Source organism: Micrococcus luteus (genome assembly GCF_022664405.1).
Classification (GTDB): Bacteria; Actinomycetota; Actinomycetes; order Actinomycetales; family Micrococcaceae; genus Micrococcus; species Micrococcus luteus.
This window is the reverse complement of record NZ_JAKRLB010000010.1, coordinates 83,791-95,230: the sequence shown is the minus strand read 5'-3', so window position 1 is coordinate 95,230 and position 11,440 is coordinate 83,791. Positions and strand designations below refer to the sequence as shown.

The window sequence follows — 11,440 nt, the reverse complement described above, 5'->3', positions numbered from 1 at the left end:
GTTAGCGTGAGTCATGAGTGGGTCTTCTCGGGCAGGTCGGTGGTGTAGGAACTTCCATCCTGCGGGAGAGGCCCACTCGTCTCATCTCAGCCCGGGCCTCGTGCCAAGAACCTCATGACCCACAACACCTAGGGACCACAGGAGGAGACCATGACCGAAACCGCCACCGGCCCCGGATTCGCCCTGCCCCGGGGCGTCGAGCCGGGCCGCGCCGTCGTCGTGGGCGCCGGACCCAACGGCCTGACCGCCGCCGCCCTGCTGGCCCGCGAGGGCTGGGAGGTGGACGTGTTCGAGCGGGCCCCGGTGCCCGGCGGTGCGTGCGCGTCCGCGCCGGTGCTGGGGGAGGGGACCGTGGTGGACCTCGGGGCGGCGGGCCATCCGTTCGGCGTCGCCAGCCCCGTGTTCCGGGAGCTGGGGCTGACGGACCACGGGCTCGCCTGGCTGCACCCGGCCGTGCCGATGGGACATCCGCTGCCGGACGGGCCGGCCGCCCTCCTGCACCGGGACCTCGAGGCCACCGCCGCGGGTCTCGGCGTCGACGCGCGGGCCTGGCGGGCCGTGCACGGGGCCCTGGTCGACCACGTCGACGAGATCCTGGCGGGCGCGCTCGGCCCGGTGCTGCGACCCCCGCCCCATCCGGTGGCGATGGCCCGCTTCGGCCTGCGCGCCCCGTGGCCGGCCGATCTGCTGGGCCGGGCGATGTTCCGCACGGCGGCCGCCCGCGCCCTGTTCACGGGCTCGGCGGCCCACGCGATCCTGCCCTCGAGCCGGCCCCTGACGGCGGCGTTCGGTGCGCTCTTCGGCGCGCTCGGGATGAGCTCGGGCTGGCCGGTGGCGCGCGGCGGGTCGGGGGCGATCGTCGAGTCGCTCGTGGCGGTGCTGCGGGCGTACGGCGGGCGTCTGCACCTGGGTCAGGAGGTCACGGACCTGCGCGCGCTGCCCGCCGCGGACGCCGTCGTGCTGGACCTGACCCCGCGCCAGGTGCTGCGCGTCGCCGGCACGGGCCTGCCGCCGCGCTACGCCGCGGCCCTGCGCCGGTGGCGCCCCGGGCCGTCCGTGTCCAAGGTCGACTTCCTGCTCGACGGGCCGATCCCGTGGCGCGACGCCCGGCTCGCGGGCGCGGGGACGGTGCATCTGGGCGGGACCGCCGCCGAGATCCGGCGGGCCGAGGACGACGTCGCGGCCGGCCGGATGCCGGCGCGGCCCTTCGTCATGCTCTGTCAGCAGCAGGCGGCGGACCCCACACGGGCCACCGGGCCCGCCCGGGGGCACACGGTCGTCTGGTCCTACGCCCATGTGCCCCACGGCCACCCCGGCGACGTCCGTCCGCTGATCGAGGCGGAGGTGGAGCGGCACGCACCCGGTTTCCAGGACCGGATCCAGGCCGCGGTCGCGATGCGCCCGGCCGATCTGGAGGCGTGGAACCCGAACCTCGTGGGCGGCGACATCGCGGGGGGATCGCTCGCGGGAGCGCGCGCGCTCCTGCGCCCCACTGCGTCGCCCTGGCCGCACCGGGCGGGTCGGACCGGGCTGTATCTGGCCTCCGCCTCCACCCCGCCGGGCGCCGGCGTCCATGGCATGGGCGGGGCGTGGGCCGTGCGGACTCTGCTGGCGGACCGTCGTCGCTGACCGCGCCGGCACCCGGGTGCAGCGGCGCCGGGCCGGGGCCTGCCGGGGTGTCGGCGACCGCTGTGCGACACGGCTGAGACGGATCCGGATCCGGACTTTCGCGAATCGGAATGTGCCCGCTACAGTGTGGTCCATCTCACGGAACGTCCCGTCTCGACGGAACGGCCCGGGGGTCGTCTCGCACCACCAGCTCCCCACAGGGACGCGGGCGCGCGACGTCCTTGCACCTCTCATGAACGGAAGCACCTTCCATGAAGTACACGAAGCTCTCCGCTGCCGCGGCCCTGGCCGCCGGCTCGGCCCTCATCCTCTCCGCGTGCGCCCCGGGCGGCGGCAATGCAGGCGACTCCAGCAGCAACGGCTCCGGCGCCAGCCAGGGCGGCGACTCGGGCGCCGGCAACGTCATCGAAGGGGACAAGGGCCAGAAGCTCACCGCCGAGGCCTCCGGGCCGGAGCTGGCCGACCTGGGCGACGTCGAGACCCAGGACGGCTCCATCGCCTACTCGGTGGGCGCCGATGACTTCCTGTCCTACAACGGCCTGCAGTCGAACACGTACACCACGTACAACTCGGCCGTCGTGGACCGCATGTTCTCGTCCTTCTGGTACTTCGGCACCGACGGCTCGATCATCCCGAACAAGGACTTCGGCACGTACGAGAAGACCTCGGACGACCCGCTGACCGTGAAGTACACCATCAGCGACGACGCCAAGTGGTCCGACGGCACCCCCGTCACCGCGGGTGACTTCATCTTCCACTGGGCCGCGAACAACGACACGGTCAAGGCGGAGGGTTCCGAGACCCCGCTGTTCGACTCGATCTCCTTCGAGCAGGGCAAGTACATCCCGGAGGCGCCCGAGGGCGAGGCCGACGGCAAGGAGTTCACCGTCACCTACCCGGAGCCCTACGCGGACTGGGAGATCCTCATCAGCACCGCACTGCCGGCGCACATCGTCGCCAAGGAGGCGGGCATGAGCTTCGAGGAGCTCGTCACCGCTGCGAAGGAGAAGGACGTCGAGGCGCTCACCCCGGCGGCCGAGTTCTGGAACGACGGCTGGGACTTCAGCCCCGGCGAGCTGCCGGACGCCTCGCTGGTGCCCTCCATGGGCCCCTACAAGTTCAAGGACGGCGGCTGGCAGGCCGGCCAGTCCATCACCCTCGAGGCCAACCCCGAGTACTGGGGCACCCCGCCGGCCACCAAGGAGCTCGTCCTCCGCTTCGCCGACCCGAAGACCCACGTGCAGGCCCTGCAGAACGGCGACCTCGACGTCATCGAGCCGCAGGCCACCGTGGACACCCTCCAGCAGCTCGAGGGCCTCGGCGACGACGTCAACGTCCAGACCGGTGACCAGCTGACCTGGGAGCACGTGGACTACAACCGCGGCGAGGGCTCGGTCTTCGCCGACTCCCCGGAGCTGCGCGAGGCCTTCGCCCTCTGCCTGCCCCGCCAGCAGATCGTGGACAACTTGATCAAGCCGATCTACGCGGATGCCCAGGTCATGAACCTGCGCGAGGTCTTCCCCTTCCAGGACAAGTACCAGGAGGTCGTGGACGAGGCCTACCCGAAGGAGATGGACGAGCCGAACATCGAGAAGGCGAAGGAGCTCGTCGAGAAGTCGGGCGTCTCCAAGCCCACGGTCCGCCTCGGCTACCAGGCCGGCAACCAGCGTCGTACCGAGACCGTCGCGCTCATCAAGAGCTCCTGCGACCAGGCCGGCTTCGACGTGCAGGACGCCAACTCGCCGGTGTTCTTCAAGGAGGTCATGCCGGCCGGTGACTACGACGCCGCCCTCTACGCCTGGGCCGGCTCGGGCCAGAAGGCCTCCGGCGCGAACATCTACCAGTCGGACGGCGCTCAGAACCAGCAGAGCTACAACAACCCCGAGGTGGACGCGGCCTGGGACAAGCTCGCCACCTCGCTGGACGAGAACGAGCAGCTGGAGCAGGTCAAGACCATCGAGAAGCTGCTCTGGGAGGACTTCCAGGCCATCCCGCTGTACGCTCACCCGGGTCTGGTCGGCCACAAGGCCGACGTCGCCAACGTGCGCGACACCGCCGCCCAGTCGGGTGCGCTGTGGAACGTGGAGCAGTGGGTCCGCGTCCAGGAGTGACGCCCCGCTGACCTCTGACCCGGCGGTCCGCCTCCCGCGGACCGCCGGTGTCAGGATCGAGGACAGAGCCCGGCCGGGCACCGGCCGGGCTCTGGCCGTGAACCGCGGCGAACCCGCACCCCTCCCTTTCCCTTGCACTCGCACGGAAGGTCACCCCCTGTTGTGCTGAAATTCATCCTCAAGCGCCTCGGCAGCTCCCTCCTGGTGCTGTTCGGCGCGTCGATCCTGCTCTTCTTCCTCGTGGCCCACTCGGGTGACCCCCTTCAGGACCTGCGAGAGTCACAGAACCCCAACCGCGAGACCCTCATCGCCGCCCGCACCGAATTCATGGGGCTGGACCAGCCCTGGTACGCCCGGTACTGGGACTGGCTCCAGGGCATCGGCGGCTGCGTCACCGGTCAGTGCGACCTCGGCCTCAGCCGGAACGGTCAGTCCGTCGGTGACCTGTTGAGCAACGCCGCGGCCTCTACGCTGCGCCTCGTGGTGCTCGCGACCGTCCTGGCGATCATCATCGGCATCGCGATCGGCATCGTCACCGCGATCCGCCAGTACTCCGGCCTCGACTACGTGGTCACGTTCCTGATCTTCCTCTTCTTCTCGCTGCCCGTGTTCTGGGCGGCCGTCCTCCTGAAGGAGTACATGGGGATCCGGTTCAACGACTGGATCCGCAGCCCCGAGCTGAACTGGCCCCTCCTCATCGGGGTCGCCGTCCTCGCGGGCCTGGTCCTGCAGGCCGTCATGGCGGGCGACCTCAGGCGGCGCGCCTTCACGTTCGGCGCCACCGCCGCGTTCATCCTGCTCGCCGGCTGGGTGCTGTTCGCCGTCGACTTCTGGCGGCATCCGCAGATGGGCCCGGTCGTGCAGCTGGTCATCGGCCTGGCCGCCGCCGTCGGCGCCACCGCGGTGATCTCCGGTCTGCGCAACCGATCGGTCCTCAAGGCCGCCCTGGTCACGGCCGCGATCGGCCTCGTCGCCTACTACGCCACCTACGGCCTGCTGTGGCGGACCCCGTCCGCGCTGCTGCTGGCCGGCCTCGGCGTCATCCTCGTGCTGGTGGCCATCCTGGTGGGCCGCCTGCTCGGCGGCTTCTCCAAGGGCTCGGCCGTGTCCGCGTCGCTGGTGACCGCCCTGATCATGGGCGTGGCGATCGTGGCGGAGCACCTGATGAACTACTGGCCGACCTTCCTGAAGGTCAAGCCGCGCCCGATCTCCACGATCGGCTCGGGCACCCCGAACCTGGACGCCCACTTCTGGGTGGTGTTCCTGGACCGCGGTGCGCAGCTGCTGCTGCCCACCATCCTGCTGACCATCATCTCGGTGGCGACGTACTCGCGGTACACGCGCTCCTCCATGCTCGAGGTCTCGCGTCAGGACTACATCCGCACCGCGCGCGCCAAGGGCCTGCCGGAGCGCCAGGTGATCCTGAAGCACGCGTTCCGCAACTCCCTGATCCCCATCACCACGATCATGGCCTTCGACTTCGCCGGCCTGATCGGCGGCGCCGTCATCACGGAGCAGGTGTTCGGCTGGAAGGGGATGGGCGAGCTGTTCGCCACCGGCCTGCGCGACGTGGACCCCATGCCCGTGATGGCGTTCTTCCTCGTGACGGGCACCGCCGCCGTGCTGATGAACCTCGTGGCGGACGTGCTCTACGCCGTCCTCGACCCCCGGATTCGAGTGTGAGCCAGATGACCACCAACAACTCCTCGACGACGGGCGCGCAGCTCGACGAGAAGCAGATCTTCGACCTCGCGGAGGCGGAGGACGCCAAGCTCCGCGCCAAGGCAGGGAAGTCCTACTCCCAGGGTGCCCTGGTCCGCAAGCGGTTCTTCCGCCACAAGGCGGCGATGATCTCCCTGATCGTGCTGGTCTTCATCACGCTGATGGCGTTCTCCTCCATCGGCTTCGCCGGCATCCCCGGCTGGTGGGACAAGTCCTACACGGCCGCGGCCTCCGTGGTGAACGGCGGTCGCCCGACGCTGTCGGTCGTGCCGCAGGCCTTCGGGGGCGAGGGCATCCGCTGGGGCGAGCATCCCTTCGGCCAGGACACCACGGGCAAGGACTACTTCGCCCTCGTGATGCGCGGGACCCAGCAGTCCATGATCATCGCGGCCATCGTGGGCCTGCTCTCCACCGTGATCGGCGCGGTCGTCGGCGCCGTGTCCGGCTACTTCGGCGGCTGGGTCGACTCCGTGCTGATGCGCCTGACCGACCTGATCATCGTCATCCCGCTGCTCGTGCTCGCCGCGGTGCTCGGTCAGATGGCCAGCGGCATGAAGATGGGCATCCTCCCGCTCGCGGTGGTGCTCGGCCTCGTGTCCTGGACGTCCCTGGCCCGTCTCGTGCGCGGCGAGGTCCTGTCCCTGCGCGAGAAGGAGTTCGTGGCGGCCGCCGTCGCCATGGGCGCCAAGCCGGGCCGCCTGATCTTCAAGCACCTGCTGCCCAACACGATCGGCGTGATCGTCGTGAACGCGACGTTCGCCATCGCGGGCGCGGTGCTGCTGGAGACCTCGCTGTCCTTCCTCGGCTTCGGCGTGAAGGCGCCGGACTCGTCTCTGGGCCTGCTCATCTCCGACTACCAGAACGCGTTCACCACCCGTCCGTGGCTGTTCTGGTGGCCCGGCATGATCATCCTCGCGATCGCCCTGTCCGTGAACTTCCTCGGCGACGGCCTGCGCGACGCCTTCGACCCGCGCCAGGGTGCGGGCGCCCACCGCAGGCCCCGCTTCTTCGGCCGCCGCGCGGCCGCCACCGAGGCCGGTGCGACGACGGCGGGCGGTCTGGCCGCGGCCCCGACGGCCGGTCGGATCGAGGCCCCCGTGGAGGAGGCCGGCGGATCCGCACGGATCTCCGACGCGGACGAGGACGGTCAGCGATGAGCGCGAACGACAAGAAAGGCCGATCCATGTTCGGCAAGAAGAACCAGAACGACGTGACCGCCGGCGGGCAGGGCTCGCACGCGGCGTCGTCGGCCGACCTCGAGGCGCGCGGCGCCGCCGTGCCCGGCTCCTCCGGCGCCGGTGGCGTGCCCCCGGGCCCCGCGACGAGCGCGATGGGCGTCGTGGCCCGCCACGACGACCTGGGCGGCGAGCCGGTGCTGGCCTTCCGCGACGTGGACGTGAAGTTCGCGACCGAGTTCGGCGAGGTGCACGCGGTCAAGGGCGTGACGTTCGACGTCAAGCCCGGCGAGGTCGTCGCCCTCGTGGGCGAGTCCGGCTCCGGCAAGTCCGTCACGAGCGCCACCGCCATGGGCCTGCTCCCGGGCAATGCGGACATCACCGGCTCCGTGCAGCTGGCCGGCCGCGAGGTGCTCACCATGACCCCGGGGCAGCTGCGCGACATCCGCGGCGACGAGGTGGCGATGGTGTTCCAGGAGCCCATGACGGCTCTGAACCCCGTCCTCACCGTGGGCGACCAGCTCACGGAGGCCCTCGAGCTGCACGGCATCGCCTACGGCACCGAGGCGGACAAGCGCGCCGTCGAGCTGCTCACCATGGTGGGCATCCCCGACGCCGCCACCCGGCTCAAGCAGTACCCCCACCAGTTCTCGGGCGGCCAGCGCCAGCGCATCGTCATCGCGATGGCGATCAGCTGCTCGCCGAAGGTGATCATCGCGGACGAGCCCACCACGGCGCTCGACGTGACGGTCCAGGCCGAGATCCTGGAGCTGCTGCGCTCCCTGAAGAACAAGATGAACACCGGCATCCTGCTCATCACGCACAACATGGGCGTGGTGGCGGACATGGCGGACCGCGTGTGCGTGATGCTCCACGGCGAGCTCGTGGAGCAGGGCTCGGTGCACCAGGTGCTCCAGCACGCCCAGCACCCGTACACCCAGAAGCTGCTCTCGGCGGTGCCGCGCCTCGGCGAGCCGCTCGAGGTGGCGGAGCCGGAGCCGGTCACGGCCACGCAGACGCAGGCCCGGTACGCGATCGAGGCGGAGAACCTCCACCTCGAGTACGACCACCGCGGCAAGAAGAACCGTGTGGTCCACGACGTCAGCTTCCAGGTGGCCCCGGGGGAGATCCTGGGCCTGGTGGGCGAGTCCGGCTCGGGCAAGTCCACCATCGCCAAGTCGGTGCTCGGCCTGCTCACCATCGCGGAGGGCTCGCTGCGCATCCAGGGCCACGACCTGGCGACGATGCCCAGGGCCGAGCAGCGCGCCCTGCGCAAGAACATCGGCGTGGTCTTCCAGGATCCGGCGGCCTCGCTGGACCCGCGGTTCCCGATCGGCGACATCATCACCGAGCCGATGGTCGTGCACAAGGTGGGGGACCGGCGCTCGCGCCTGGCCCGCGCCGAGGAGCTGCTGGACGCGGTGCGTCTGCCGCGCTCCGTGGTGAACCGGTACCCGCACGAGCTCTCCGGCGGTCAGCGCCAGCGCATCTCGATCGCCCGCGCCCTGACCCTGGACCCCCAGGTGCTCATCGCGGACGAGCCGACCTCGGCCCTGGACGTGTCCGTCCAGGCCGCCGTGCTGGACATGTTCGCGGAGCTGCAGCAGCGCTACGAGTTCGCGTGCCTGTTCGTGTCCCACGACCTCGCGGTGGTGGACATGCTGGCCCACAAGGTGCTCGTCCTCAAGGACGGCCGCCAGGTGGAGCAGGGCCCCACGGAGGAGGTGCTCCACCGTCCGAAGGAGGAGTACACCCGTCGCCTCCTGGCGGCGGCGCCCGTGCCGGACCCGGACCAGCAGGCGGAGCGTCGCCAGGAGCGCCGCGAGTTCCTCGCCTCCCTCGGCGAGGGCGTCTACTGACCGCGCGGGTCGGCGGCGGGCGCGTCCCGCCGCCGGCCCCGGGCCCACCGGCCCACCTGTCCACGGCGGCCCCTGCGCGTACAATCGCACGGGGGCCGCCGTCGTCGTGCGCCTCCACCCCTTTGATGTCAAACCGGACAGGACGCCCATGACCTCGACCGAAACCCGCCGCTCCGATCTGCGCAACGTGGCCATCGTGGCCCACGTGGACCATGGCAAGACCACGATGGTGGACGCCATGCTGCGCCAGACCGGTGCCTTCAACACGCACGGCGACGTCGCCGAGCGGGTCATGGACTCCGGGGACCTGGAGAAGGAGAAGGGGATCACGATCCTCGCCAAGAACACCACGGTGTTCTACTCCGGCCCGTCCGCCCCCGAGGGCGAGACCGTCACCATCAACGTGATCGACACCCCCGGCCACGCCGACTTCGGCGGCGAGGTGGAGCGCGGCCTGTCCATGGTGGACGGCGTCGTGCTGCTCGTGGACTCCTCCGAGGGCCCGCTGCCCCAGACCCGCTTCGTGCTCCGCAAGGCCCTCGCGGCCAAGCTGCCCGTGATCCTCGTGGTCAACAAGACGGACCGCCCGGACGCGCGCATCGACGGGGTCGTCTCCGACTCCATGGACCTGCTGCTCGGCCTGGCCTCGGACCTGGCCGAGGAGGACCCGGACCTGGACCTCGACTCGGTGCTGGACGTCCCCGTCGTCTACGCCTCGGGCAAGGCCGGCCGCGCCTCCCTGACCCAGCCCGCCGACGGCGCCCTGCCGGAGGCCGAGGACCTCGAGGCCCTCTTCAACGTGATCATGGAGCACATCCCGGCCCCGTCCTACACCGAGGGCGAGGTCCTCCAGGCGCACGTCACCAACCTGGACGCCTCCCCGTTCCTCGGCCGCCTCGCGCTGCTGCGCATCTTCAACGGCACCCTCCGCAAGGGCCAGCAGGTCGCGTGGGCCCGCCAGGACGGCGCCCTGAAGACCGTGAAGATCACCGAGCTGCTGGCCACCAAGGGCCTCGAGCGCGTGCCCGCGGAGGAGGCCGGCCCGGGCGAGATCGTCGCCGTCGCCGGCATCGAGGACATCATGATCGGCGAGACCCTCACCGACGCGGAGAACCCGAAGCCGCTGCCGCTGATCACGGTGGACGACCCGGCCATCTCCATGACCGTGGGCATCAACACCTCCCCGCTGGCCGGCCGCGTCAAGGGCGCCAAGGTCACAGCGCGCCAGGTGAAGGACCGCCTGGACAAGGAGCTGATCGGCAACGTCTCGCTCAAGGTGCTCCCCACCGAGCGCCCGGATGCGTGGGAGGTGCAGGGCCGCGGCGAGCTCGCCCTGGCCATCCTCGTCGAGCAGATGCGCCGCGAGGGCTTCGAGCTCACCGTGGGCAAGCCCCAGGTGGTCACCCGGACCGTGGACGGCAAGGTCCACGAGCCGATGGAGCGCATGACCATCGACATCCCCGAGGAGTTCATGGGCGCGGTCACGCAGCTCATGGCCGCCCGCAAGGGCCGCATGCAGGAGATGTCCAACCACGGCACGGGCTGGATCCGCATGGAGTTCCTGGTCCCGGCCCGCGGCCTGATCGGCTTCCGCACCCGCTTCCTCACCGAGACCCGCGGCGCGGGCATCGCCTCCTCCTACGCGGCCGGCTACGAGCCGTGGACCGGTGAGATCGAGTACCGCACCAACGGCTCCCTCGTGGCCGACCGGGCGGGCTCCGCCACGCCGTTCGCCATGATCAACCTGCAGGAGCGCGGCACCTTCTTCGTGCAGCCCGGCGCCGAGGTGTACGAGGGCATGATCGTGGGCGAGAACTCGCGCGCTGACGACATGGACGTGAACATCACCAAGGAGAAGAAGCTCACCAACATGCGTGCGGCCTCCTCCGAGTCGTTCGAGGGCCTGACGCCCCCGCGCCGGCTCACCCTGGAGGAGTCCCTCGAGTTCGCCCGCGAGGACGAGTGCGTGGAGATCACCCCCGAGGACATCCGCATCCGCAAGGTCGTCCTGGACGCCAACGAGCGCCTGAAGGCCGCGCGCGCCCGCGCCCGTGCCTGATCGCCCCCGCCGCCGCGCCCGGCCCGCCGACGTGGTGGGCGGGACGCTGCTCGGCGTCGTCGCCGGCGCGCTCGGCACCGCCGTGCATCTGAACCTGGCCTCCCTGCCGGGCGGCTGGACCCTGCCCTGGGGTGCGGTGCTGGCGCTCGTGCTCGTCGGCTCGACGCAGCGCTGGTGGATGGTCCGACGCGCGGACCGCGGCGGGCGCGCCCTGCCGGCGGGGGCCGCGGTCGTCGCCGGCGCGTTCACCGCCGTCCTGGCCCTGCAGCGCCTGCCGGTGGACGATGCCCTGGGGGTGTCCTGGACGACCGGCCTGTGGGCGGCGGCGCCGGGCGCCGTCGTCGCCTCCGTGGCCTGGAACGTCGGTCAGCCGGCGCTCGGCCTGGTCCTGCTGGCCGCGGGCCGGCGGCTGGACCGCCGACCCGCAGGGGTCGCCGCCGGTGCCACGCGCCCCCGCCGGGCGACTGTGACCGCCCGCGAAACGCGTCCGGGGGAGCGAGTACCCTGGACCGCAGCCCCGCAACCCCGTGCCCAGAGAGAGGTGGACGGTCAGTCATGACCTATGTGATCGCGTTGCCGTGTGTGGACGTCAAGGACAAGGCGTGCATCGACGAGTGCCCCGTGGACTGCATCTACGAGGGTGAGCGCATGCTCTACATCCACCCGGACGAGTGCGTCGACTGCGGTGCGTGCGAGCCGGTGTGCCCCGTCGAGGCCATCTACTACGAGGACGACACCCCCGACGAGTGGGCCGAGTACTACAAGGCCAACGTCGAGTTCTTCGACGACCTGGGCTCCCCGGGCGGCGCCGCCAAGCTGGGCATGATCGCCAAGGACCACCCGATCATCTCCGCCCTGCCCCTGCAGAACGCCGACGCCTGAGCC

The 11,440-nt window shown here is 71.1% G+C and carries 8 protein-coding genes; all 8 read left to right on the top strand.

Features of this window, described 5'->3' with window-relative positions; all coding sequences use genetic code 11:
- Positions 1-150 precede the first annotated feature (150 nt).
- The 8 genes from MF605_RS06330 to fdxA all read left to right on the top strand — a co-directional run bounded on the left by MF605_RS06330 (position 151) and on the right by fdxA (position 11,437).
- Positions 151-1,629: a phytoene desaturase family protein gene (locus MF605_RS06330; protein WP_134415702.1), complete on the top strand. Its 1,479-nt coding sequence runs from the start codon at positions 151-153 to the stop codon at positions 1,627-1,629.
- 251 nt (positions 1,630-1,880) lie between these two features.
- A complete protein-coding gene (locus MF605_RS06325) occupies positions 1,881-3,740 on the top strand; it encodes an ABC transporter family substrate-binding protein (protein WP_134415704.1) in 1,860 nt (619 codons plus the stop codon).
- A 162-nt stretch (positions 3,741-3,902) separates the two neighbouring features.
- On the top strand, positions 3,903-5,423 hold the full coding sequence (locus tag MF605_RS06320; RefSeq protein WP_041105051.1) for an ABC transporter permease: 1,521 nt from the start codon (positions 3,903-3,905) through the stop codon (positions 5,421-5,423).
- Positions 5,424-5,428: 5 nt separating this feature from the next.
- A complete protein-coding gene (locus MF605_RS06315) occupies positions 5,429-6,619 on the top strand; it encodes an ABC transporter permease (RefSeq protein ID WP_123244009.1) in 1,191 nt (396 codons plus the stop codon).
- The gene (locus MF605_RS06310) at positions 6,616-8,496 is read left to right on the top strand and encodes an ABC transporter ATP-binding protein (RefSeq protein WP_123244007.1); all 1,881 of its coding nucleotides are present in this window, start codon (positions 6,616-6,618) and stop codon (positions 8,494-8,496) included. The genes MF605_RS06315 and MF605_RS06310 overlap by 4 nt, the downstream gene beginning before the upstream one ends.
- 148 nt (positions 8,497-8,644) lie before the next feature.
- Positions 8,645-10,555, top strand: a complete 1,911-nt coding sequence (typA, locus tag MF605_RS06305; protein WP_002855163.1) for a translational GTPase TypA — start codon at positions 8,645-8,647, stop codon at positions 10,553-10,555.
- A complete protein-coding gene (locus tag MF605_RS06300) occupies positions 10,548-11,114 on the top strand; it encodes a hypothetical protein (protein ID WP_036382667.1) in 567 nt (188 codons plus the stop codon). The genes typA and MF605_RS06300 overlap by 8 nt, the downstream gene beginning before the upstream one ends.
- On the top strand, positions 11,111-11,437 hold the full coding sequence (fdxA, locus tag MF605_RS06295; protein ID WP_002855160.1) for a ferredoxin: 327 nt from the start codon (positions 11,111-11,113) through the stop codon (positions 11,435-11,437). The genes MF605_RS06300 and fdxA overlap by 4 nt, the downstream gene beginning before the upstream one ends.
- Positions 11,438-11,440: the final 3 nt, after the last annotated feature.

Coding starts and splice junctions, on each gene's coding strand:
- MF605_RS06330 (WP_134415702.1), top strand. CDS start 151: ATGACCGAAACCGCCACCGGCCCCGGATTCGCCCTGCCCCGGGGCGTC.
- MF605_RS06325 (WP_134415704.1), top strand. CDS start 1,881: ATGAAGTACACGAAGCTCTCCGCTGCCGCGGCCCTGGCCGCCGGCTCG.
- MF605_RS06315 (WP_123244009.1), top strand. CDS start 5,429: ATGACCACCAACAACTCCTCGACGACGGGCGCGCAGCTCGACGAGAAG.
- MF605_RS06310 (WP_123244007.1), top strand. CDS start 6,616: ATGAGCGCGAACGACAAGAAAGGCCGATCCATGTTCGGCAAGAAGAAC.
- typA (WP_002855163.1), top strand. CDS start 8,645: ATGACCTCGACCGAAACCCGCCGCTCCGATCTGCGCAACGTGGCCATC.
- fdxA (WP_002855160.1), top strand. CDS start 11,111: ATGACCTATGTGATCGCGTTGCCGTGTGTGGACGTCAAGGACAAGGCG.